A 23,399-nucleotide genomic window follows, 5' to 3' on the forward strand; every position below is an offset into this window, starting at 1 on the left:
GTCGACCGTGGCGGAGACGCGTTCGTCGGGGAACCGTGCGCAGTGGCGGGTGGTGTACGGGTGTTGCGGAGGGGGCGGCGGCGGTACGGCATCGGTCTTGGTCCGGGCATGTGTCCGGCCGTTGTCTGCGATTTTTCGGGCGGGGTGAGGGTGTCGCACGTTGGGCGATGCGGGGGGGTGTGCAGCCTCCCGCCCCCGGAGACCGGCCCCGGGGCTCCGGGGCCGGTCTCCGGGGCTTTGGGAATCCCGGACTTTGGGGCTCCCAGGTTTCGGGGCTTCAGGGCTTCGTGGCAGGACACGGTAGGGCGATGAGGAGCGCCCGGTCTGATACCGGGCGCCCCTCGTGGGCGTTCAGGGGCGGGCGCCGGGCTTGTTGACGACCCCCCAGGCGGCGCGGGCGCTGACGATCTCCCCGCCGTCCCGGGTCTGCCCGAGGTAGGCGTAGGTCTTGGGGTCGAAGAAGATCTCCTGCTTGCCCTGCCAGCCCGAGGGTGTCTTCTCGGCGTAGGTCACGCTGACGCCGATCGCCGTGCGGCCCAGCGGGTCCTTCACGCCGGTCGTCACGCGGGCACCGGGGATCTTCGCCAGAGCCCGGAAGAGGCCTGCCTGGACGTTCGGCGGGATCAGCACCGACCGGTACAGGACGTCGATCTCCCGCCAGTCGCGCTGAGCGCGGGTCTCCCCCTTGATGGAGTCGATGGCGTGCTCCTGGCGGATGCGCTGCATCATGCGGTCAGCATCGCTGGGCAGAGTGGCGAGGAAGCGGTAGAACTGCCGCTGGGAGCGGTCGTCGTAGCCCTGCTTCTTCCACTTGTCCTCCTGGCTGGGGCCGTACCAGACCTGAAGCTTGTCCGGGTCGAAGTCCGAGACGTCACCGGCGGGGGGGATGCCGGGCAGGTTGGCGTGCCCGGTGCCGTCCCAGCGGGTCCACTCCTCGCTGGTTTGCGGCTTGCCCTGGACGAAGACGGTGCTCTTGTCGTACACCCACTGCTTGGGGCCGGGTTCGCTGCCGTCGTGCTTCTCGACGGTAGCGGCGGCCAGTTCGAGGGCATCGGCGGAAGCGCCGGCCGACAGCACGTGTGGGCCCTTCCCCGCGGAAACGCGGGTGTTGTCCTGGGGCAGGATCGCCACGACCCCGGCGGTCACGGCGAGGGTCCCAGCGGCGGCGCCGGCCAGGATCATCCGGCGCGCGGGACGGGCGAGGCGCCCGCTGCGGGTCTCCTGCCGGAGCGCCGCGGTGAGCCGGGCCCGCGGCACGGCGAGCTGGTCGGCGTCAGGAAGCGGTGCGCCGGCGCGCAGCCCGCGGAATACGGAGAGCTCGTTCATGCGGGGTCACCTTCGTGGATGCGAGCTTCGATGAGGGAACCGCCGGCAGAGCCGGCAGCGGTGCGCAGCTTGCGGCGGGCGCGGTTGAGGCGGGAGCGGACCGTGCCGAGGGGAATTCCGAGCGCTTCGGCGATCTCCTGGTAACCCAGATCGGCCCAGGCGAACAGCAGCAGGACATGCCGGTCCCCCGCCGGCAGACGGGCCAGCGCCCCCGCCAGAGGGCGAGCGGCGGCCTCGGCCGCGAGCCGGTCATCGGCAGAGTCGGTCCAACTGTCGGCCACCGGGTCATGCCCGGTACGGGCGAGCAGCTTCAGCGCCTGGACCTCGCGCCGACGGTGCCTGCCGATCTGCTTGGCGGCAATACCGTACAGCCAGGGCCGTACCCCCGCACGAGCCGGATCGAACCGGGCCCGTATCCGAAACGCCGTCAGGAACGTTTCGGCGGTGACGTCATCGGCCGCGTCCCGGCCCAGGCGCCGGGCGACGTACTGGTGGATCGCCGGGGCATGACGGTCGAAGAGCGCCGCGAAACGCTCGGGTTCCTCAAGTGAGGCTGCGATGAGCTCGGCATCGCCGCCGGCCGGGTCGGTCATGGACAGTCCGTCCGTTGGTCGAGTCGGTAGATGTCACGGTGGTAGGTGTTCACACCCTGTACTTGCCGCACCACGGCGAACGGGTTCACACCGCCACCTGACCACACCGCACGCCTTACACCACGCCCTGCACGAACATCCGCACCCTGCACGGCCGCCCATGAAGCCCCAAAGAGACAGGCAACAACAGTGGACCACCGGCACGCGACGTTCATGAGCCTCCTACTGGGTCGTCGAGCGGACGATCTCCTGGCTCCACGGCTTCCGCCGCTTACGGATCCGGCGGGAACGACGCGCCGACACCCATGAGGCCTTCCTCGGCCTCACCACCTGCCTGATCACCCAGAGTGGCCACACCACACAAACTGAGCCGGAATCCGATTTCCGACAGCAGATGTGCACGACTCCGGGAGGCGTCCTGCCCGCGTCGTGGTCGATGCCCGTGAAGCCGGAAGGCGCCGCGTCATCTTTCCCACCGGCCGCAGAAGGAAGGTGTTGACTGGGCTGCGCACCGGCTTCATTCCGCCCCGTAGGGTGGAATGGTGTTCGATCATTTGGAGATCAGGGTGCTGCCGCCGGGGCGCAGGTGGGCTGCTCAGGTGCGGTTCTGGGTCAACGGCGAGGACGTGGTCGAAGGGGTGGTCGACGAGGGCGGACGTGGGCCGTTCGCGGCTGATGTGCTGCGTGCTGACCAGCCCAGCCTCCTGCGGGCGACCAGCGAGGCGCGCCGTCTGGAGCTGGGGGAACCTGAGTGCACCGGCGGTTGCTGCGGTTTCCTGTCCGTGGTCGTGCAGCGGTTCGGGGAGATCGTGCAGTGGTCGGACTGGGAGGCTCCGTTCGCCCCCGCGTCCCCGCCGCCGGAGTTCCACTTCGACGCCGGCCAGTACGAAGCCGAAGTGGCGCGGGTCGAGGCAGAGCAGCGGTGGCAGGTCAACATCTAACCCAGCCTGGTGCCTCCCGCCTGCCGGGTTCATGCCGTCACTGCTGAGGGTGCGGTCGCGCCGTCCGTCGACGTACCAGTGCAGCCGTTCGGTGGGGGTGCGGTGGTCCCCTTCAACGGCAAGGTGGACCTTGGTGGTCAGCCCGCCCGGGACCGGCCGAGGGATTGACGCTCCTGTGAGCAGCCCGGGCCTTCCAGTCCATCCCTGTCTGCGGCCCCCCTTTCTTTGCGGGCGCCGGGCGCGTGCTGGGAGGCCCGGTTGATCATGGAGTCGACGGAGACGGTCCACTCCACCCGGCCCACGTCGTCGTCGCGGACCTGAACACGTTCCAGCGACTTCGTCAAGGTCCCGTCTGCTTCCCAGCGGGCGAACCGCTCGTAGACGGTCTGCCAGGGTCCGTACCGCTCGGGCAGACCACGCCATGGAGCCCCGGTTCGCAGCCGCCACAGCACTCCGTTGACCACCTGCCGGTGATCACACCACGGTTGACCACGCCCATCCACCCGCAGCAACGCGAGCTCTATACGCTCCCCCGCCGCATCAGCAGCCCACCTCGGGACCTGCCACAAGATCAGTGATCAGAGTGCCCGTGCTCGGACTCCCCCGCGGGGTCCGTCACCAAACGGCTCAGCCGGTAGGTAGTCGGCAGCGCAAGGCGCCCGCACAACGTGTCGATCCGGATCGTCTCCCCATCGACTCCTGCCTCCCGCAGACGGCGCAACCGCGTACGCATCTCCGCCTGGTCCTGAGTCTCAACGACCACTTCCCACTGTCCCCCATCCGGCGCACTGTGAGCAGCAAGCCGCTGCCGCGCGCCCTCTTGCCGCCGCCTCCTCTTTCCCTGTCCTGGCACCTGCCCAGAATCTCCGGCTGCCGTCAGGACGGCAAGGCGATTCGGCCGCGGCTTCGATCGCAAGGCTCCCCCTCCCCCTGAGCCCGTGGCTGAAGGGGATTGTTCCATGGGGCCGCCTGCGTCTCCGCAGGACGGCATTCTGCAACGGCCAGTTAGTCACCTCCTGACCGAGCGTCAGTCGTCAAGGACCTCGCGCAACCGCTGCGCGAACTCGTCCGGCTTCCCCGCATATCCGAACTCCCCGTCCATGAAACCGCCGTGATGGCTCGGGAACACGGTCACCTGCTGTCCGAGCAGTTCAGCGGTCGCGACGGCGGTGCGTGCGGTCAGCATGCCTTCGGACTCCTCGCCCACAGCGATCACGACGCGGGTCGGCGCAGCTGCGATCGCGTCGGCATCCAGCCGATAACTGCTGCTCGCCCATGACCGGTCGGACAGCAGCGGATCGTCACGTGAGCCGTCATCCTCCGTGGGCATCCCGAACACAGCGGGATCGGCCTGTGGCTGTGCGAAGTACGCGTCGGTGAACTCTCCCTTCCACGAGGTCATTGCCACGAACGCAGCCATCCCGGCACCCCATCCCCGCTTTTCGTAGGCCTCCCGGACCCCGGCCCGCGCCCGCACGGCTGCCGGGCCGTCCGGCATGAGGGTGATGAGGGGCGGCTCGTGCGCGACCAGAGTCGTCACGTCGGCGGGATACCTAGCCACGACCGCGAGCGCGGTGACCGCTCCCCCACTGCTGGCGAACATCTCAACCGGCCCGGCTCCCAGCGCCTCGATGACTGCGTGCACGTCATCGGCCTGGGTCTGCGGCGTGTGGTCGACCCGCCCGTCCTTACGAGTGCTGCGACCAAGGCCGCGCGGGTCATAAGTGACCACGGTCCGCTCAGGAAAACGCGCGGCGAGCGCGACGAAGCCGCTGGCATCCATGGGCTGCCCGATCATGAACAACGGCGGGCGTCCATCCGCGGCCGGCAGCGGCCCGCGAACGTCATAGACCAGGTCCGCACCGACTGTCTCGAGCGTGTGAGTCTCCATACCTGTGCAGACCGGCCCCGCACCCGAAACTCATCGCCACGGGCAGACACCACTTCCCGATAGGGCCGTACCCGCAACCACGGCGGTCTCCACCTCCGGGGCCTGGACACCGACCACATGGCGCCCCCGGGCCGAGACCTGGGACAGCAGCGCCACCGCCTGGAACACACAGCGCCGCGAGGCCTACACCCACGACCATGCCCAAGACGCATCCCTAATCGCGGTCACCGCCCGCTCCAACCGCAGCAAGACCGACCAGCCCCCCCCCACCCCATGGATACCCCCGGCCACAGAAGCCCACCGACACGCGGGTGAACAGACGGCGGCGGAACGCGGCTGCCTACCGGACGATCTACACCCCAAACTGTCGCTACCGAGCGGCCCCGGCATCAGGCCGTCCGGATCCGGTCCTGCACCTCCGGCCGCACCTCGAACCCGGCCGCCTTGTACGTGGCGACGCCGCCGACGTTGGAACTCGGCGTGCACACCCGTACGCTCGACGAGCCCATCTCACGCAGCGCGGCCGCCCCGGCCACGGTGACCGCCCGGCCATAGCCGCGACCACGGTGGTCCTCGTGGACGCCCATCGGCTCGACCAGCCCTGGCCTCCCCGGGCCGGCCGACCACACCGTCACCACCGCCGCCACGCTGCCCTGGTCGTCATAGGCGCCCAAGCAACGGGCGTCGGCGTAGAACGGCCCCGCCGACATCGCGTGCCAGTACTCGCGCGTAGGCCGCGAGGTGTTGAACGCCGACCGCAGGACGTCGGCGAAGTCCTGCGCGTGCTCCGGGCCGATCGACTCGATCCGCACGCCGGGGTCCTCCATCGGCTCGGTGAGGTCGCGGAAGAGCGGCATCCACGGCTCGTCGACGCCCCAGCCCTCCTCGCTCAGCAGGTCATGGAGCAGCAGGCCCAGCGGCGCCTCGATGGACACCGCTCCTTCCGGCAGCACGCCGCGCTCAGGCAGCGAGAAGTCCTCGACGAGCCGCCGCGCCAAGTACTCATCCTGGAAAGCGTCCGGAGCGACCGTCATCCGCACCAGCGTCGGCGAGTCGAGCATCCCGACCGCGAGAAATTGCCCGTCTCGACTCCAGGTCCGGATCACCGCAGCCGTCTCGGCTGTTCCGAACCGGTAGTTCCAGCCGATGTCCCCCGGATGCAACTGCATCGGCGCTTCGTCGTGCTGCCACTCCCGCAACGCGGCCATGGCCTTGCGTGCCCCGTCGACAGTCGGCGTACCCAGCACAATCGTCATAGCCGGGATCAGACACCCCGTCCCGAAGGTCCGCAACCGAGTAACCGGGCCGGGACTCACGCAGCGGCCCGGCCAACAGCTTCTGCCCCGCGATGGCCCAGAGCTTCAGTGCTCCCGTTCCGCGCGGCGCACGGACAATGACATCCTCGCCGATCAATACGGCGAACAGCTCCGCCCGACGCAGTACCTTCGTGACCTGTCCGCCCATGGCAAGGCGTTCCCCGCTCGGTCGGCTGCCACAGTGCTGGAGGGCCGGCGCTCTTTGGCCCTCCAGCACGGTCTCCATGGGGAGACGAGCCGACCAACGGTCCGGTCCCGGTGGGGCTAGGCTCCCGCCCGCCTCCTACTGGTCATCGCCCTCGTCGATGTCGGCCGTAACCGGGTCCCGCCGAAGCCGCAGACCGCAGCCGACCGGGGCGAAGCAGCTGGCGGACCCACCCTCATGCAACGTCGAGCGCGGTTTCTTGCACTGCTGGTTGATGTCCTCCACCCGTGGCGGGGCAGGCCGCCGCAGCGCCCAACGGTGCCGGTCGCGTCGGCTTCGGCGGCTCGCCGATGGCTCAGGCTCCGCGACACCGCCTTCCAGCCGCCACCGACAACCGGTCTGGGCCGTCGGTGTGCCCGGCGGTACCGAGCCCGCGGGCTGTCGCGTCTCTCCTCGGTCAACCGATGTTCATGCTCTGTGGCGGATTGACCGCTGGGTCGAGCCACCCTGCGGTGACGGCCGGACCCGGACGTCCGAAATGCCCGGCTCCTCGGCCACCCCAACGGCGCCGTCGATCTCGTCGAGGTCACGCTCTGCGTCGCTGACCAGGAAGTGGCCACAATGCAGCAGCGGTACGAGACATGCCTCGGCCAGTCGGCACGGCCGGATGGAGCGGCCCAGGTCCCCGATCTCGACGGTGCCGCCCTGACACTCGTACCCGACTCCGGCCTCGCCGCGCTTCTGCCAGGTGAGCGGCCCGCCGCGCTACCGGCGCTCGTCGACTGCACCGTCGCCGTACGCGACCTTTCCCTCACCCGCGACCTGCTGCACCGTAACGGGCTCCCCCCTGCGCGAGACACCGTCCGGCGCCATCTTCGTACCGGCTGGCGCCGCTCTCGGTACCGCTGTCGTCTTCCGCCAGGCCGCACCACCCGTGGCGGCTTCGTAGTCCGCCGTCCCTCCACCAAGAGTGGGGTCGTCCATGGCCTGGGCGTGTGATGATCGCAGATCGTGTGGTGCCGGATGAGTTGTGGAACTGTTCCGGCGGGTCACGTGGCGCAGGACACGCTCATGACAGGATTGCGCCGGGGAAGAGCCAGGGAAGCCATAGGGGCGCCCACGAATGCCGCGAAGGGATGACCCGTGACGTCCGCTGCGCCTCCCCCCATACCCCGGGCTGCCGGATCGCTTCCGCTCATCGGCCACGCTCTGCAAATGCGCGACAACCTCAGCTTCATCGACTCCCTGCGCGACACACGCGAACCCCTCATAGAAATCATCCTGCAACCCGGAACGCGCACCGTCGTCGTCCAGGACCCAGCCCTGATCCACCAGATGCTCAAGGCCCTGGCACCCACCCTCGACAAGGGCCGCCTCTACGACAAACTGGGCCAGCTGCTGGGCGACAGCGTCGTCACCGCCACCGGCCGGCCCCACGTCCGCAAACGCCGCCAGCTGCAACCAGCCTTCGCCCACACCGAGATCAGCCGGTACGTCGACATCATGCGCACCGAGGTCACAGCCACGATCGCCCGCTGGGAACCCGGCCGGACCCTCGACGTACGCGAAGCGATGGTCAAACTCAGCCTCGACATGCTGGCCAAGACCGTGTTCGCCGGCAGCCTCGACGACGCCGTCTTCCGCCGACTGCGCAGAGACCTGTCGGTGGTGATGAACGGCGTCGGCGTGCGCCTGATGCTGCCCGACTGGGCCGAGCGCCTGCCGTTGCCCTTCAACCGCCGCTTCGACCGGGCCCGGGCCGGCGTACGCGCCACCGTCAACACCGCCGTCGAACAGTTGCAGGCCTGCGGACACGACTCCGCGGACATGCTCTCCATGCTGCTGCGCGCCATCGACGAGGAGACCGGCGAGCCCTTGACCGGGCATCAGATCTCCTCCGAGATCCTCACCCTGGCCGTAGCGGGCACCGAGACCACCGCGTCGGTCTTGTCCTGGGCCCTGTACGAGCTCGCCCGCCATCCCGGCATCGAAGCCCGGGTCCTGGCCGAACTGGACGAAGCCCTCGGCGAACGGCCCGTCACCCTCGACGACGTGACCCGGCTGCCGTACCTGAACCGGGTGATCACCGAGACCCTGCGGCTGCACCACCCCGGCTGGCTGGTCACACGCCGTACCACCGAGGAGATACGTCTGGGCCAGTGGACCCTGCCCGCCGGCACCGAACTGGCTTACTGCCAGCACGCCCTGCACCGCGACCCCGAGCGTTTCCCCGATCCCCTCACCTTCGACCCCGACCGGTGGAACGACGCCGCCCAGGAACCACCACCCGGCGCGTTCCTGCCCTTCGGTGACGGCAAACACAAGTGCATGGGAGACCGCTTCGCCCGTACCGAGATGATCACCGCGCTCGCAACGATGCTGCGCTCCCTGCGACTCACACTGCCCCCCGGCCACACCGTCGGCCAAGTCGCCCGGCTCACCATACGGCCACGCGGCCTACGCATGACGGTCCTCCCCCGCAACCCCCCACCCGGCACCCACCGCTGACACCCCCAGACAGACAGGCAAGCCAGCCACGGCAAGGCTGAGAAACCCAAAGCACCCCCGACCGCGAGAAGCCGTCAGCTGACCCGAAGACCGACCGCCAGCGTCAGTTCGAGGACCCGGTGCGGGGATGCGAGATCCGGAAACAGCTCCCGCAGCTGCGACATCCGGTAGCGGACGGTCTGGGGATGGACGAACAACGCCGCCGCCACCTCGTCCCGCCTGCCCTGGTGCAGCAGCCACGCCCGCAACGTCTCCTCCAGCCGCCGCGCGGTCGCGACAGGCAGGGTCCGCAACGGTGCGAGGGCCCGGGCGCGCAGGTCTGCGAACGCGTCCGCGTCGGCGCTCAGCACCAGCTCGGGCAGGTGGTCCTCGGTGTCGCGGATATCAGCGGAGAGGGAGCGCGCGCGTACGGCTCGTGCGTACGAGGCGGAGGCACACGTCCATGGCCGCGCCGGGCCGACCACGGCGGTGCGGTCGGTCAGCTGCCTCAAGAGATGTGCTCGGTCGGCATCGGGGACGAGCAGCGCGCCGCAGCCGTCCGGCAGATCATCGAGGACGAGGGTGCTCGGGTCGAGCGCGCGGTAGGCAGGACGAGCCTGGGCGGCGGGCAGCAGCACCGCGGTCAGCGTAACCGGAGGCTGCCACCCGGCCCGTTGAGCAGAGGCGAGCAACGCGTCCGGACTCGCGCCGGCGAGGAGGTCCCGGGCCAGCTGTTCCAGGTGGCGCTCGTGGGCCCGGCCCTGGGCGGCCAGTTCGTCGGCGTGGCCGGCAGCGCTCGCGGCGGAGAGTTCGTCGATGTAGGCGAAGGTCAGCTCGGCGAACTTGGCGACCTCGGCGGCGGGCAGACCTGCGGTCACGGCACCCGCTGCCAGGCATCGCCAGGCCACGCGGGCGCCGACGCGGTAAGCGCTGAGCAGGGCGTCCATCGAACGGCCGTCGCGCACCTCGCCGCGGCCCAGCTCGTAGGCTGCGTCACCGCCGTCACCGCCCGTGGCGTTCCCGCTCGCGAGGTCCAGGTAGTGTCCCAGGGCGGTGCGGACGGCTCGGCGGATGGTGCCCCCCATGCTGCCCGAAAGGGCGTTGGCGTAGGAAGGGACCTCATCGATGATCGCCTGGACGACCTCGTCGGCGGTCGTCTTCAGCGCGGCCCGCAGCGCAGTGACCGTCGTCTCATCCAGGGCCAGTTCGCTGGCCCTCCGGATTGCATGGCTCACGATTCTATTCCCTGCGAACAATTCAGTCGACCAGATTCACGTCCTGCGGTCAGGACTTTACGCCTTGAGGCGCAGCAAGCTGGAGTCATGAGGAGCACAGCCCTCCGCAGTAGGGCGTGGAAACTGCTGGAGATGGTCACGACGCCGCTGCTGCCGTCGGACTACCTCGACCTGGTCAGCCCGCTGCGTGCGGGCGCTGACCTGCGCGGGCGCATCGAGGCCGTGCACGCCGAGACGGCTGACGCCGCGACGATCGTGATCAGGCCGGGACGGGGCTGGCGCGGCCACACGGCCGGCCAGTACGTGCGGATCGGGGTCGACGTCGACGGGGTGCGCCTGTGGCGTGCCTACTCGCTCACCTCGCCGACAAACCGCCAGGACGGCCGCATCACGATCACGGTGAAGGCGATCCCGGACGGCAAGGTCAGCAACCACCTGGTCCGCAGGGCGGAACCGGGCACGTTGATCCAGCTCGACCAGGCGACCGGTGACTTCGTGCTGCCGGAGGCGAGGCCCGCCAAGGTGCTCTACCTGACGGCCGGCAGTGGCATCACGCCGGTGATGGGCATGCTGCGAGACACCGAGTTCGACGACGTCGTGATGGTCCACTCCGCGCCGCAGCCGCACGACGTGATCTTCCGCGACGAGCTGCACGGCCTGGTCGCGGACAAGAAGCTGAGTCTCACCGAGCTGCACACCGACACGGACGGCATGCTCGACATCGCCCGTCTCGACGAACTCGTGCCCGATTGGGCCGAGCGCGAGACCTGGGCCTGCGGGCCCGCGGGCCTGCTCGACGCGGCCGAGAAGCACTGGAGCGAGCACGGCGTCCCGGAGCGCCTGCACACCGAACGTTTCCGCCCCGGCATCGTCGCCGCCGGCGACGGTGGCGAGGTGACGTTCAGCACCACCGGCAAGACCGTCGACGCAGACGGCGCCACGCCGTTGCTGGACGTCGGCGAGGAGGCGGGCGTGCTCATGCCGTCCGGGTGCCGCATGGGCATCTGCTTCGGCTGCGTCACGCCGCTCAAGGCGGGCGCCGTCCGCGACCTGCGTACGGGCGAGATCACCGAGGCCGAGCCGGGCGTCCTCATCCAGACCTGCGTGTCCGCCGCGGCGGGCGCTTGCGACATCGAACGGTAGGAGCACCTTGACCGCCATCGACCCCACTGCCCACCTGACCGCGGAGCAGATCGAGGAGCTCGGCCGCGAGCTGGACGCGATCCGCGACGAGGTGATCGCCGGCCGCGGTGAGAAGGACGCCGCCTACATCCGCAAGGTCATCTCGGCGCAGCGCAAGCTCGAGCTGGTCAGCAGGGGTGTGCTGCTGTTCTCGATCTTTCCGCCCGCGTGGATCATCGGCACCGCCGGTCTGTCCGTGGCGAAGATCATGGACAACATGGAGATCGGTCACAACATTCTGCACGGCCAGTGGGACTGGATGCGGGACCCGAAGATCCACTCCACCACCTGGGAATGGGATCACGTCTCGCCGGCCGACCAGTGGAAGCACTCGCACAATGAGCTGCACCACACGTACACCAACGTGATCGGCAAGGACAACGACCTCGGCTACGGCATCATGCGCGTCGACGAGGACCAGAAGTGGCACCCGTTCCACCTCGGCCAGCCGCTGTGGAACTTCATCAACGCCTGCTTCTTCGAGTACGGCATCGCGGCGTACGACCTGGAGCTCGGCAAGAACCTGAACAGGCGCCGGCGCAAGGACCCGGAGTTCCGCGCGCGGGCCAAGGCCGTGGGCCGCAAGATCCGCAAGCAGGTGCTCAAGGACTACGTGATCCACCCGCTGCTGTCGGGCCCGTCGTTCCTCCCCACGCTCGCCGCCACGTTCACCGCGAACCTCGTCCGCAACATCTGGTCCCACTCGGTGATCATGTGCGGGCACTTCCCCGAGGGCGTGCAGGTCTTCGAGCGCCGGTCGATCAAGGGCGAGACACGCGGCCAGTGGTATCTGCGCCAGATGATGGGCTCGGCGAACATCAGCGGCAGCAAGGCCATGCACTTCATGACCGGCAACCTGTCGCACCAGATCGAGCACCACCTGTTCCCGGACCTGCCGAGCAACCGGTACGCCGAGGTCGCGGTGAAGGTGCGCGCCCTGTTCGAAAAGTACGAGCTGGAGTACGTCACCGGGCCGCTGCCCAAGCAGGTGTTCTCCGCGTGGCGCAAGGTCTTCAGGCTCTCGCTGCCGAACAAGAAGCCCAAGGTCAGGACGCCGGCTCCCGAGCCGGAGCTCGTCGCAGCCTGATTCCCGGTATCGGGTCGGATCCTTCGGCCGTACCGGCGGCACCGCCGGGTTCGGTGAGATCGTGCGGACGGTGGGCGACCGCGATGTCAGGCCGTTCGACCGCGGGATCCGGGGCAGCACGGTGTGCGGCTGCACGGCTACCTGGACGTGCGCCGGGAGCTCAACCTCCGTTTGCGTCCGCACGGCCTCGATGGACGGGGGAAGGCGGGGTATCCGGGGGAAGACGACGCCGTCCCGCCCCCTACAAGGAGGTCTTCGCTGTGCTCTCGCTCAAGCGCTTACTCGATCGCAGTCTGACCGCGCAGGCGACCCTGGTGTTCGTGCTGGGACTGGGCATCACGGCACTGTTCCGCAAGGACGAGCACCCGGCGATCTGGGTGTTCCACAGCGCTCTCTACACCGGGGCCGCCGTCGCGTTCCTGGCCGTCCAGCGCCGCCGGGCCGCGCGAGCCGTGGGCACCGACGCGGGCGGACTGGCCGATCTGAACCGGAAGATCCGACACCATGAGGTGCCGCAGGATCCCCAGGAGCAGGCAGCCCTGCGACGGCTGGTCGCCGAGCAGCTTGGCCAGGTCGAGCGGGCGGGCAAGTGGCTGCCGTACTGGCTCGGTGTGATGGGCCTCGTCGCGGTCGGCATGCTCGTCCTGGGGGCCGTCAGTGGGTCCCTCGTCTTCCCCCTTCTCTTCGCGGTCGGCGTGGTCATGCTGTGCTCCTGGGTCCTGTGGATGCGCCGTCGCTCCATGGACCGCCTCCGCCAGATGCACAGGGCCCTGCGACAGCAGTGAAGAGCCCTGTAGGCCGTTCACGGTAGGCAAGTCCCCGAGTTCAAGGGCTTCTGGTCGGCTGTCGCGGCTGGGTCGTACTGTGCCCCGGTGCGCTACTTGGTGGAGCCGTTCATCATCGGCACGGCTGAGGACCCGCACGGCGCGCTGGTTCTTGCCGAGGAGTGCACGGGGGCTGTCCGCGGGCGATGGGTCAACCAGGGTGTCGTGCAGGGCGAGTACCGCGACTTCGTCCGGGCCGGGTGCCTCATCTCCTGCTGACCGGCCCCGCCCCGGCGGCCAGGAGCGTCTCGCGCCACCTCGCCCGCCGCGACGAGGTCCCCCGAGCGATGCTGCGTGCAGCCGTCAATGTCAGACCCCTCTGCCACGATCGCTGCATGGGATTCTTCGACGATCTGGTGTTACCGGAGGAACCGGCCGCCGAGCGGACGGTACTGGTCCGGCTGGGCCCACCGGAAGAGGACGCCGGGCGGTACGCGCCGCCGGTTGACTGGTTCGCTCCTGTGCTGTTGTCGCAGCTTGAGGTGCTCGGCGCCGGTCCGGACGCGAAGGTGCTGCTTACGGGATGGTCCGTATGGCCGCAGGCAGCCACCCTGCATCTGGCGGTCTTCCGCAGGACCCGCCGGCACAGCGTGGCGGCGGGACGGCAGTCCGGTTTGCGGGTGGGCCTGCTGTTCTCCGACGGACGCCGGGTGACCTCGCTGGACGGTACGACAGACCGGAGGGTGGAGTTCACCGATTCGCAGGGACAGGTGACCGTGGCTTCCACACCGCAAGCGGTCGGGCTGATCCCGCTGGATCCCGGCTTGCACCATTCCCGACGGTCCCTGTTCAAGACCGACGTCGACCTGTATCTGGCAGAGCTGCCCACCGCCGGAGAGGCTCAGCTGGTGGTGGAGTGGCCGGACGAGGGGATTGCCGAGACCCGCACTTCGGTCGACGTGGCGACCCTCCATGCCACCTCGGCGCGGGCGCTCGAGGTCTGGCCGGCGCTCGAGGCGCCGGATCCGTCGGAGCAGCCGGGCGCCTTCGGGTACATGGAGGTGAGCGGACCGCCTGCTTTCCTGGCGCCGCCCCTGACGCGGCGTCAGCGCGAGATGCTGCGCCGCCAGGAGGAAGCCCGCAGGCGCCTTGTGCCGCGGGCCGACTGGCAGCACCTGGGGTACCAGGACTGGGAGGACGCGGCCCTGATCCGTGCTCGGCTGGACGCAGGGGCACCGCCCGACGCCCGCGTCGGATGGCGCGGCACCACTCCGCTGCATCTGACGGCGGAACAGGGGGCAGCGGAAGCGGTCGCCGCGCTCTTGTCGCATGACGCGGAAGTCGACGCCCGGGACGACGACGGACACACACCGCTGTGGTATGCCGCCTGCGGGGTGGACGAGGGCAGCGTCAGAGCGCTGATCGACGCCGGGGCCGATGCGTGGACGCCGCAGCGCGGACCGTGGTCCCCGGGCAGGCTGTTGCTGACCACGTCGCTCGCGCCACTCGTCGCGGATCTGCCGGGGGCGGTGGAGCTGCCCGCCGAGGAAGCCGAGGCGTTCACGGCGGCGGACGCGCTCATCGCTGCCTTCGGCGACCAGGAACTGTGGACCGAAGGACTCGGCATCTGCTTCGTGCCGGGCCTGAGCGAGGACGAGGTGATCCGACGGCTCGGCGCCGACCCCGCGCAGTGCCCGAAAGCAGACTCCGAGCATGCGCCCTTCGATCCGATGGACTACGACGAGTCCCTCCGCCATGTGGGCGTGACGAGCGTGCCCGGGGCCCCTGGCGGCTGCGCGATCACGCAGGACGGCTATATGCCGAGCGACGACGCTGTACTGCGGGCGATATCGGCGGGCACCGCCGCCTACGGAATCTACTTCAACCCCAAGGGCGGGACATTCGGCACCCTGGCCCGCGACGGCGAAGTCGTCGAGCACGAGGAGATAGGCCTCTATCCGGACAGGCCCGACCCAGCCGCGCACTGGCACTTCCGCTTCTGGCAGCGCCGCTCCACCTTCCCGCACGACGCCGACACACTCGCCTACGCCTGTGCCGCGGCCGGGCTGAGGATCCACGACGGCCGGGATGTTGCGGATCGCCACGCCCCGCGCCGTTGGGTGCCGCTGCCTTCTCAACTCCAGCGCTGAGGCCCCAAGCCAGCGGTCAGAAGGGCGTGGGTGAAACCGGCATCGCCAGTGGTCTCCGGCATTGACAACAACCCGGAACGCACCAGGGGCGGGCCGATCGACGGCGAGGAACAAGAAGATGCCCACGCCCGAGTCCTGACCTGTCACCTGGACTGGGGCGGCTGCTCACCGTGAACGACACCGGCACGAGGGTGTCGATCACAGTGCGGACAAGGAACCGGTGAGGCCGTGCGCCGCCCCCTGACAACTGTCAGGGACCTGGTCGTTCCACTCCTGCCTAGCATGACGAACCAGCTGGGCACACCTGGTGCCGGTTACCCGAGAGGACGTAGATCCGCATGACACTTCGACCCCGGCGCACGGGCGCGCTCATCACCGCACTGGCCACCGCCGCCGCGGTGCTGGGCCTGGCGACGCCCGCGAACGCCGCCATCCACCGGTGCAGCATCTCCGGGGACATGACGAACTGCACGACGGTGACCGGGATCGACCCGGGCTCCTGGCTACAGATGCGCACCGGTCCCGGATACGGGTATGCAAACGTTCCCCACGGGACGCTCGTGAACGGTGAGGAGGTCGGCCTCACCTGCTGGACGACCGGCGACGGAGCAGCGGACAACCCCAACTACCGCTACTGGATGGTCATCGACTTGGGGGTGCGGTCGGGCTACGTCAACGACTGGTACCTCAACACCGGCAACCCGAGCGTATGGCAGCAGCAGATCCGACACTGCTGATCGGCGGGTCCCGCAGGAGAGATGCGGAGGCCCGCTCCGACGGCCAGGTGGGGGTGCTGGAGGGACGGGAGCGTCGGTGACGGACCGGGAGCTGCCACCTGCTTCGCTCCGTCACCGCGAATGAAGCCGGAGTTCACCACGGCTCCCGGCCGTACTCGGGGAACAGCAGCGGATCCGTGACCCAGCCCGCCGTCAGCACGAGCCGCGTGTGGCGATGCAGGGCGAGGAAGCCGAATGGCCGGTCGAAGGCGGCCCCGATACGGGTGGTGACGTACCGGAGGTCGGGTAGGCCCCCGGCTACTGCGCTGAACGCGGTCACCGCGGCGGCCTCGAAACCCCGCGCGCCGAACTTCGCCATGATGTTCTGCTTGGCCGACCCCAAGGCGAGCGGGAAGTCGCTGACGCCGGGGAAGTGTCCGCGCGAGGTGTCCTGTGCCGTCGTGAGCCCGAACAATCGGTGAAGCGCGAGCAGATCGTGGGTTGCCTTCAGGTGGTACGCCACGGTCGTCACGTCGAGTGAAGGTGACTCGGGCCGTGTTCGACGCACCTTCTCCACCAGCAGGCCGGGGCCCACATTCCCATGGGGCAGCCGCGGGCCCGGCGCGACCGCGTACCGGCCGGCGAGGAGGTCGACCCCGGCTCCCAGCACCTGCACCGGCCTCATGCCTTCCTCACCGAGCAGCAGGTGCACGTCCAGGGCGTTGTTCCCCAGTACCTTCAGCTCGGTGACGTATCCCCCGGGTGTGTCCGCCACCCCGACCCGGTCCAGCACTGCACTGGAGCGCCGCAGGCCCAGCCGCGGCTCGGTGGCCCATGGTTCGTACGCCGTGTCCAGTTCCACCTCGTGGAAGGGGCTCAGCCACTGCGCGCGCATGGTCAGCGCGCTCGCCAGCACCATCTGCGTGTCCTCGGCCAGCGCGACCGGCATGCGGTCGACCAGCCCGCGGGTCCGCTTCACCGCCCAGGCGTCCAGCGCCTGGTGGTCGGTCACGGGGTCCCCCGTGAGTACCCCGTGGGCGTCGGCAGGCAGGCCTGCTTCCCACTCCTCCCTCAGCTCCAGCGTCCGATTCGTCCACAGTCCCAGAGCTGTGTCCAGTCCCCGCATGGCGTTCATCGCCGCGAGCAACTCGCTTGCGGCGTCCCTCGCTTGTTCGGCAGGGAGGCCGAGGGCTCCGCGAGTTCGGCCCGCGCCGCGCCCTCGGCCCCGCCGGCCAAGGGGGCCAGCAGCGGCCACACCCCCGCGGCCGAGAACGCCGTACCGTCCTCCGAGACTCCGGCCCACCGCGCGGTCAAGCCGTTCACCGCGCGGACCGTTGTCGTCGCGACGCCCATTCCACCCCCATCGTCGGCGCGCCCTCGCGCCCAGCCGTACGTCAGTTTCCACGTCCCGGCCATCCGGCCCAGAAGGACAGCACTGGTGCCCCTGCCTCGCCACGCGCTCCGTAGAGTGCCTTGGTGGAGGGACGTGATGAGACCTGTGGACATGAGCGGCGCGGAGGCGGCCGCACTCGCGCAGCGGATCATGGATGCGGACTACGCCTCAGACAACGAGGCAGCCGATTGGCTGGACCGGCTGGACAGAGCTCTGAAATGCCCGTCCGGTCATGTCAGCGGCTTGATTTTCTGGCCGCCGGAGCGTGAGCTTTCGGCTGATGAGGTGGTCGAACAGGCTCTGGCCTACCGGCCGATCCCTTTGTGAGGCAGCGGCTCAGTGTTCGGATTCACGCGCCGCGCGGCCGAACCACCCCGCCCGGAACGCGGAACTTCTGCGCCACCGTCTGGAACTGGGAGAAGCCCGCTCGCTGTCCGGCGGTGACGACCGGAGGTCAACCGGTGGTGTTCCACGTGCCGTCCGTGAGTCCGACCGGGTTACCAGTGGGGATGATTCCGGAGTCCAGGACGCGGCGTGCGAGCGGTTCGAGCAGGTGGGCGAGGCGGGTGGTGGCGTCGGCGCCCAGCGCCTGCCACGGCGCGAGGGCCGCCGCGTCCGTGTCTGCTTCCATCCGCTCGTGTGCGGCCGCCCCGGTTCCGGTGAGGCGCCCCTCCTTGTCGATCCAGCCGCGCTCGCGCAAGTTCGCCTGCGCCACACGCCATTCCACGGCATCCCACTTTCGGATGCGTCGCTGGAACTCGGCATCGGTTTCCCCTGTCGCGCTCTTGAGCACCAGCGCCTCGGCCGGCCTCAGACGACGGCCCACCAGGACGGCGACATGGCCGTCGCCACGGTGTTCGCGCAAGGTGGTCACAGCCTGCCAGAGCCTGACGTGCGGCCGGGCCGGGCGGGGCAGGGCCTGGTTGGCCGCGCCGAGTACCCGTCCCGCCGTGTCCGCGGCGCGGGCGGCCTCCCAGGCGAGGTCGGCGGCCTCGGCCAGCTCGGCGGAGGCGACGACGTCCGGACCGAGAAGGCTCGTCATCGCGGCGCCCACGGCCCGCTCACGCGCCTCGATCACCTGCTGCGGAGAGGCGAGAGCCCAGGCGTCCGGCAGTGCGCTCGCCGCCCGGTCGGGGTGGAAGACGTAGAAGCAGCTGGTGACGACGGAGGCGGGAACCGTGCCGAGAGGCGCCGCACGCAGCGCGAAATAGCTCATCCAGTAGCCGTGCAATCCGAGACCCTCCGCGGCCTCGCGCACCTCGGGGGTGAAGTAGACCAGTTGATGGACCGGTTCGAACCTCTCCCACATCGCCCGTGCGACGCTTTCGCTCATCATCTTCAGGCCCTCCCGGGTCGTCCTGCTCGGCTGCGGCGAACACCGAGAGGCAGCATCCGTCATGACAGCGGTCATAACAACCCTCGGGTCCGTGGACCACCGCAGCGCATTCAGGGCGGTCGGCCACGATCCCGTGGCCGGGAGTGCGGGCCGAAGGGCCTTTCATCGCCATGCAGAACGGGGTGGGCCCCCTGCCCGCCCACATGCGTGAGGTCCACCCGGGACCGCGTCATCTGCATGTGCAGCTGGGCCCGGATCGTGACGCCGTTTGCCGGATCGGCAACGGGAGTGGCAGCACCGCGACTCGGTGGGCGACCGTGGACCCGTGACCGATGACATCGCAGCAGGATCGCCCGCGCCTGACAGCCCATCGCCCGCCGACGGCTACGCCGGCGACCAGGCGGTGCGGGCGGAGTGGGACAACCGTTACGCCGACCGGCACCAGCTGTGGAGCGGTCGGCCCAACGGCGCCCTCGTGGCCGAGGTCGCCGGGCTCACACCCGGGCGCGTGCTCGACGTCGGATGCGGGGAAGGCGCGGACGCCATCTGGCTCGCGCGCGGTGGCTGGGACGTGACCGCGCTCGATGTCTCGGGCGTGGCGCTGGAGCGGGCAGCCAGGCACGCGCGGAATGCCGGCGTCGAAGTTCAGTGGGTACATGCGGCGCTCACCGAGGCCGTGCTCCCAGCGGCCTCCTTCGACCTGGTGTCCGCGCAGTACCCGGCCTTGCTGCGCACCCCAGGCGCCGCAGCGGAGCGCGCGCTTCTCGCAGCCGTGGCCCCCGGCGGCGTGCTGCTGCTCGTGCATCACGCGGGGATGGACACCCAACACGCGCACGAGAGCGGCTTCGACCCGGCCGACTACGTCTGGCCCTCGATGGTCGCGGATCTTCTCGACGACGACTGGCGGGTGGAGGCGAACGAGCAACGGCCGCGCGTGGCACCCGAGGGGGGTGCCGGCGCGCACCACACCGACGACCTGGTGCTGCGGGTACGCCGACTGCGCTGAGAGGCCCCGCGGTCGGTGGTGCTCCGCTTGCGGCGAGGAGGCCGGCTGGGTGACGGGCCGGGTGCGCACACGATACGGCGACGGCCCATGGCCGCTGCTGCGGTGACGCCGTGGCTGTCCGCACCTTTCTCGCTCCGCCTCATGCGGCCCCGGATGCGCCGTCAGGCCGGAGCTTCGGTTCAACGACTCGCGGCTCGTGGTGCCGGAGCATCGCGGGCGATCCCGTAGCGCTCGTAGGATGCCTGGATGCCCAAGCCGATACGGTTCAGCCGCCGCACGTGGGTCGCCGGGTGGGTGCTGTTGTGCGGGGCGGGGATCGCCGCCACCGCCGGGCTGGACGCCGCCTCGGCGCCGGACCCGCGCCCCGAGGAGCCCGTCAGCGCCGAATGCGCCGAGTACATCGCGGACATCGAGACGCAGTTGGCCAAGGCCAAGCAGCAAGGCACGGACGACGGCATCCTGGCCTTCTCGCGGAGCAAGGTCGGCGCGGACGACTGCAGCGATGAGATCCGCGACCACTTCGGGGGCGATCGGTGAGCCTCGCCGCCGAGGGCGAGCAGCGCCCGCGTGAGGGGCAGAGCGATACAGCCACCACCCTGCACGGCGTGCTGCGGGCCTCGCCCCTGTCCGAAGCTGCCGGCTCCGCCCATGCACATATGACCGACCGCTGACGGCTGCGCCGCCGACGGCCCCTCGGCTGCCGACGCAGGTGTCGAGTCGCTGTTCAGGCGGTTGCAGTTGGTCCCTCCGGTCAGCAGGAGCTGCTGCACGAAGACGAACTGCTCCCGCACGAAGACGAGCTGCTCCCACAGGATGACGAGCTGCCGCAAGACGAGGAACCGCCGCTGGAGCAGTCACTCGAAGGATGCTCGCTCGTGCCTGCCTCCCACCAGGAGGCGTGGTCGGCGGGGCCGTCGGCGGTATGCGCCGTCCTTGGGTTGTACGTGCCGGTGCCGGCCGGCCATGATCCGTGGCCCGGTCCGGCACTCAGGCCGGACGCGGCTGCCCGCGTGCTCAGATCGTCCCAGGCGCGACGCCACGCCCGGCGCACCATCCAGGTGATCACCGCTACGAACGCAAACACGAACACGCTCACCCATACGAATGCGATCAACATGACGCCCCCTCCGCCGGACTGCGCCCGGATTGCCCGCAGTATGCCCGGCGTTGTCCTGGCCTGAAGCACCTCTTGAGCAAGTCCAGAGCTTCACCGTGCGGGCCGGGCAACCCACGTGCGCTTCCGTCGGAGCCCCGGAGTCGAAGCACGACGGCCGACGGACACTCGGCCGCTCGAAGGTGACGTACCAGGTGACCAGATGTCCGCCTGCCACCGGTCCATGACGGCCGGACGGGCGGACGGCGTCGCGCCGGGGGTTCGGGCAGACTCACCTCAACCCCTCGGGAACACGCCACGCCGCCGGCAAAGCTTCGCGGCCGGTCATCGGCGTCCCCTACGCTGCCCCTTGTCGACTGGGGGGGAGGCGGCCCTCATGGAATCGGGCGAGGGGACGAGTCCATGTACAGCGTCATCGTCGTACCGCCGGCGTGCGCCGGGCCGGGCGACCACATCAGGATCGCCACAGGTGAACGGCTCGCCTTCGGCAGGGCGAGCACCGGCAGTGGTCTGAGCATCGGCCACGCCGGCGTCCCCCGGGTCGCCGGAGAGATCACTGCGCACCTGAACTTCTGGCTGTTGAGCAACCTCAGCGAGAACCAGACCTACGTGGTCGAGAACCCGGAGGGCGCCGGAGAGCACATCAAGGTCGCCGCGGGCAGGGTGGACGCCCCCGTGCCGTTCGAGTTCTCGCGCGTGGTCCTGCCCGCGGCCGGCGATCTGCTCGCCTTCGACGTCTGGGCGCCGCGCCACACCTACCGCAGCGTCGCGCGTGCGGGGCTCTGCGGAGCGGCCACGGCCCCGGCCTTCGCCCTCGACCGAAGCAAGCGGTACTTCGCGGTCCTGACCGCGTTGTGCGAACCCCGTCTGCGCGGCGCGCCGCACGCGCCGTTGCCGGCGGTCGAGCAGCTCGTGGACCGGCTGCGGCCGGTCTGGCCGACGGTCACCCGGTCCGCGGTCTACTGGAACATCGACTACCTCGCCGTCAAGCTGCGCCTGCGCCCCGGCCCGGACGCGGCCGAGTCCGGACTGCGCGTCCACGGCAAGAAGGAGTCACTGGTCTCCCTCGCGCTGCGCTTCGACCTGGTCCGGGAGGACGACCTGGTCGTGCTGGCCGTGGCGCCGAGCGAGGTGGCCGGATGACCGGACGTCGGCCGCACGCGGTTCCCGTGCCGCACGGCTACCGCGTGGGCGACTGGGAGGTCCGCGAGCCTCTCGCGTCGGGGGCCTTCGCGACGGTGTACGCGGGCAGACCGGTCGGCGGGGCGGATCCGGCCCTGCCCCACCGGGTCGCCCTGAAGTTCCTTGCGACCGGCACCCGCACCCCGCGCCAACTGCGGCACCTGCGCGAACTGGCCGAACGGGAAGTGGAGGTGCTGGGGCGCCTGCGGGCCCCCCGCCTCATCCGCATGTACGACACGCTCACCGTCGACGATCCGGACCACCCGGAACTGGACGGGGCCACCGTGATCGTCCTGGAGCGGGCCGAGGGCTCCCTGGACGCCGTACTGGAGCACGACCCGAAACCCGAGTCGGGGCCTGCCATGCTGGCCCAGATCTGTGCGGGGCTGCGCCAGTTGCACCACGCGGGCTGGGTGCACGGCGACCTGAAACCGGCCAATGTGCTGCTGATGGGGGACGGATCGGTACGCCTGGCCGATTTCAACTTGGCGGCGGAACTGGAGGGGACGCACGCCTACACGCCCGCTTTCGCCACGCCCGACTACACCCCGCCGGAGCTGCTGTGGCCGGAGGTGGACGAACGGGGCACCCGGATCCGTCCGTCCGCCGACATATGGGCCTTCGGCGTCCTGGCGCATCTCCTGCTGACCGGCACCTTCCCGCTCCCGGGCGGCAGTACCGAGGCTCGCGCGGATGCGGCCACGCGCTACGCGCGCGGGGCCGAGGAACTGCGTCTGTCCCCCGAACTGCCGGAGCTCTGGCGCGAGATCATCGTGGGCTGCCTCGCCCCCACCCACGCGGAGCGCATCACGGCCGAGGCGCTGCTCCGACACGTGGAGCGAGCGGCACAGGCCCCCCGCTCGGGCCGCCTGCCCCGTCTGCGCACCCGCTTCTGGCACCGGCGCCCGGTGGTGACGGCGCTGCTGGCGACGGCGCTGGTACTGCCGACGGGGTTGGTGGGCGGAGCGTACGTGTACGTGCACCACGACGACGGGACCCCGGTGTACGAGGCCCTGCCCGCCGCGTCGCGGGCCCCGGTGGGCGGGGACGGCAAGGTCTCCGTGGGATACCACCGCTGCCCGCGGGACAGCGTCTGCTTCTTCAGCGAGCACAACGGCAAGGGTGACATGTGCAGTTGGCAAGGAAACGACGCGAACTGGCAGGCGGGCGAGGAAACGTGTGCCTGGGCGGCTGACGGACCCGTCCGCTCGATCTTCAACAACCTCGCGGAGGACAGGAAGAACCGCGACGTCGCCTACTACCGCGGCACGGACTTCAAGCCCGCCGGCTACGACCGCGCGCGCGAGGCCCAACGCACGGGCTGCGACAGAATCAACTCCATGGACAACCTGGCCGGGACCTACTCGCCGCGCTCCCACCGGCTGGTCGACCACTGTTCGTCCGGGGAGACGTCACTGCGGGGAAGGTTCCTGTCGATGTTCGAATGAACCCGCTCCCGTCGCCGGCACCGTGACACGGGAAGTGTCGCCGGTCCCCCGCTCAGAGGAACCCTGAAACGTTCGAGGTACCGCCCC

Annotated in this window: 19 protein-coding genes and 3 pseudogenes; 14 read left to right on the plus strand and 8 right to left on the minus strand. The window is 69.9% G+C overall.

Annotated elements, in window-relative coordinates; translation table 11 throughout:
• Nucleotides 1-351 precede the first annotated feature (351 nt).
• Together GTY56_RS12045 and GTY56_RS12050 are read right to left on the minus strand one after the other, a co-directional pair.
• Entirely contained in the window at nucleotides 352-1,326 is a 975-nt protein-coding gene (locus tag GTY56_RS12045) for a CU044_5270 family protein (protein WP_161365059.1), read from the minus strand.
• Complete coding sequence (locus GTY56_RS12050) at nucleotides 1,323-1,919, minus strand: RNA polymerase sigma factor (RefSeq protein WP_161365061.1); 597 nt, start codon at nucleotides 1,917-1,919, stop codon at nucleotides 1,323-1,325. The genes GTY56_RS12045 and GTY56_RS12050 overlap by 4 nt, the downstream gene beginning before the upstream one ends.
• Before the next feature lie 226 nt (nucleotides 1,920-2,145).
• Here GTY56_RS12050 and GTY56_RS12055 point away from each other — a divergent pair.
• Both GTY56_RS12055 and GTY56_RS12060 read left to right on the plus strand, forming a co-directional pair.
• Nucleotides 2,146-2,259, plus strand: a pseudogene (locus GTY56_RS12055) (transposase); the annotation flags it as partial.
• Between the two features lie 199 nt (nucleotides 2,260-2,458).
• Nucleotides 2,459-2,860: a hypothetical protein gene (locus GTY56_RS12060; RefSeq protein ID WP_202510050.1), complete on the plus strand. Its 402-nt coding sequence runs from the start codon at nucleotides 2,459-2,461 to the stop codon at nucleotides 2,858-2,860.
• A gap of 108 nt (nucleotides 2,861-2,968) precedes the next feature.
• Here the strand turns inward: GTY56_RS12060 and GTY56_RS12065 are convergent.
• The 3 genes and pseudogenes from GTY56_RS12065 to GTY56_RS12075 all read right to left on the minus strand — a co-directional run.
• Nucleotides 2,969-3,384: pseudogene (locus GTY56_RS12065) on the minus strand (IS5 family transposase); the annotation flags it as partial.
• 503 nt (nucleotides 3,385-3,887) lie between these two features.
• The gene (locus GTY56_RS12070; RefSeq protein ID WP_161365065.1) at nucleotides 3,888-4,751 is read right to left on the minus strand and encodes an alpha/beta fold hydrolase; all 864 of its coding nucleotides are present in this window, start codon (nucleotides 4,749-4,751) and stop codon (nucleotides 3,888-3,890) included.
• 389 nt (nucleotides 4,752-5,140) lie between these two features.
• Complete coding sequence (locus tag GTY56_RS12075; RefSeq protein WP_161365067.1) at nucleotides 5,141-6,007, minus strand: GNAT family N-acetyltransferase; 867 nt, start codon at nucleotides 6,005-6,007, stop codon at nucleotides 5,141-5,143.
• Between the two features lie 1,348 nt (nucleotides 6,008-7,355).
• On the opposite strand from GTY56_RS12075, the gene GTY56_RS12080 reads away from it, so the two are divergent.
• Entirely contained in the window at nucleotides 7,356-8,720 is a 1,365-nt protein-coding gene (locus GTY56_RS12080; RefSeq protein ID WP_161365069.1) for a cytochrome P450, read from the plus strand.
• Between the two features lie 74 nt (nucleotides 8,721-8,794).
• Here the strand turns inward: GTY56_RS12080 and GTY56_RS12085 are convergent, their stop codons facing one another.
• Nucleotides 8,795-9,934 (minus strand): PucR-like N-terminal domain-containing protein, encoded by a 1,140-nt coding sequence (locus GTY56_RS12085; protein WP_161365071.1) that lies wholly within the window; start codon nucleotides 9,932-9,934, stop codon nucleotides 8,795-8,797.
• An 87-nt stretch (nucleotides 9,935-10,021) separates the two neighbouring features.
• Here GTY56_RS12085 and GTY56_RS12090 point away from each other — a divergent pair, with 87 nt between their 5' ends.
• From GTY56_RS12090 to GTY56_RS12110, 6 genes are all read left to right on the plus strand, one after another.
• On the plus strand, nucleotides 10,022-11,077 hold the full coding sequence (locus tag GTY56_RS12090; RefSeq protein WP_161365073.1) for a ferredoxin reductase: 1,056 nt from the start codon (nucleotides 10,022-10,024) through the stop codon (nucleotides 11,075-11,077).
• A 7-nt stretch (nucleotides 11,078-11,084) separates the two neighbouring features.
• A complete protein-coding gene (locus GTY56_RS12095) occupies nucleotides 11,085-12,203 on the plus strand; it encodes a fatty acid desaturase family protein (protein WP_161365075.1) in 1,119 nt (372 codons plus the stop codon).
• 260 nt (nucleotides 12,204-12,463) lie between these two features.
• Nucleotides 12,464-12,988, plus strand: coding sequence for a hypothetical protein (locus tag GTY56_RS12100; protein WP_161365076.1), 525 nt, complete (start codon nucleotides 12,464-12,466; stop codon nucleotides 12,986-12,988).
• A gap of 87 nt (nucleotides 12,989-13,075) precedes the next feature.
• Nucleotides 13,076-13,246 carry a hypothetical protein gene (locus GTY56_RS39880; RefSeq protein ID WP_202510053.1) on the plus strand — a complete coding sequence of 57 codons (171 nt, stop codon included), beginning with the start codon at nucleotides 13,076-13,078 and terminating at the stop codon, nucleotides 13,244-13,246.
• A 116-nt stretch (nucleotides 13,247-13,362) separates the two neighbouring features.
• Nucleotides 13,363-15,117 carry an ankyrin repeat domain-containing protein gene (locus tag GTY56_RS12105; RefSeq protein WP_161365078.1) on the plus strand — a complete coding sequence of 585 codons (1,755 nt, stop codon included), beginning with the start codon at nucleotides 13,363-13,365 and terminating at the stop codon, nucleotides 15,115-15,117.
• Nucleotides 15,118-15,455: 338 nt separating this feature from the next.
• Nucleotides 15,456-15,854 carry an SH3 domain-containing protein gene (locus tag GTY56_RS12110; RefSeq protein WP_161365080.1) on the plus strand — a complete coding sequence of 133 codons (399 nt, stop codon included), beginning with the start codon at nucleotides 15,456-15,458 and terminating at the stop codon, nucleotides 15,852-15,854.
• Nucleotides 15,855-15,987: 133 nt separating this feature from the next.
• Here GTY56_RS12110 and GTY56_RS12115 read toward each other — a convergent pair.
• Nucleotides 15,988-17,186, minus strand: a pseudogene (locus GTY56_RS12115) (serpin family protein).
• Nucleotides 17,187-17,337: 151 nt separating this feature from the next.
• On the opposite strand from GTY56_RS12115, the gene GTY56_RS12120 reads away from it, so the two are divergent.
• Entirely contained in the window at nucleotides 17,338-17,553 is a 216-nt protein-coding gene (locus GTY56_RS12120) for a bacteriocin immunity protein (protein ID WP_524540095.1), read from the plus strand.
• A gap of 127 nt (nucleotides 17,554-17,680) precedes the next feature.
• Here GTY56_RS12120 and GTY56_RS12125 read toward each other — a convergent pair whose 3' ends face one another.
• Nucleotides 17,681-18,562 carry an SCO6745 family protein gene (locus GTY56_RS12125; RefSeq protein ID WP_237524672.1) on the minus strand — a complete coding sequence of 294 codons (882 nt, stop codon included), beginning with the start codon at nucleotides 18,560-18,562 and terminating at the stop codon, nucleotides 17,681-17,683.
• 325 nt (nucleotides 18,563-18,887) lie between these two features.
• Here GTY56_RS12125 and GTY56_RS12130 point away from each other — a divergent pair, with 325 nt between their 5' ends.
• The 4 genes from GTY56_RS12130 to GTY56_RS12145 all read left to right on the plus strand — a co-directional run bounded on the left by GTY56_RS12130 (nucleotide 18,888) and on the right by GTY56_RS12145 (nucleotide 23,312).
• Nucleotides 18,888-19,568 carry a methyltransferase domain-containing protein gene (locus GTY56_RS12130; protein WP_161365084.1) on the plus strand — a complete coding sequence of 227 codons (681 nt, stop codon included), beginning with the start codon at nucleotides 18,888-18,890 and terminating at the stop codon, nucleotides 19,566-19,568.
• 246 nt (nucleotides 19,569-19,814) lie between these two features.
• Nucleotides 19,815-20,105, plus strand: coding sequence for a hypothetical protein (locus GTY56_RS12135; protein WP_161365086.1), 291 nt, complete (start codon nucleotides 19,815-19,817; stop codon nucleotides 20,103-20,105).
• A gap of 979 nt (nucleotides 20,106-21,084) precedes the next feature.
• Nucleotides 21,085-21,825, plus strand: a complete 741-nt coding sequence (locus GTY56_RS12140) for an FHA domain-containing protein (protein WP_161365087.1) — start codon at nucleotides 21,085-21,087, stop codon at nucleotides 21,823-21,825.
• On the plus strand, nucleotides 21,822-23,312 hold the full coding sequence (locus GTY56_RS12145) for a protein kinase domain-containing protein (protein ID WP_161365089.1): 1,491 nt from the start codon (nucleotides 21,822-21,824) through the stop codon (nucleotides 23,310-23,312). The genes GTY56_RS12140 and GTY56_RS12145 overlap by 4 nt, the downstream gene beginning before the upstream one ends.
• Nucleotides 23,313-23,399: the final 87 nt, after the last annotated feature.

The sequence above is a fragment of the Streptomyces sp. SID5643 genome (assembly GCF_009872555.1).
Lineage (GTDB): Bacteria > Actinomycetota > Actinomycetes > Streptomycetales > Streptomycetaceae > Streptomyces > Streptomyces iakyrus.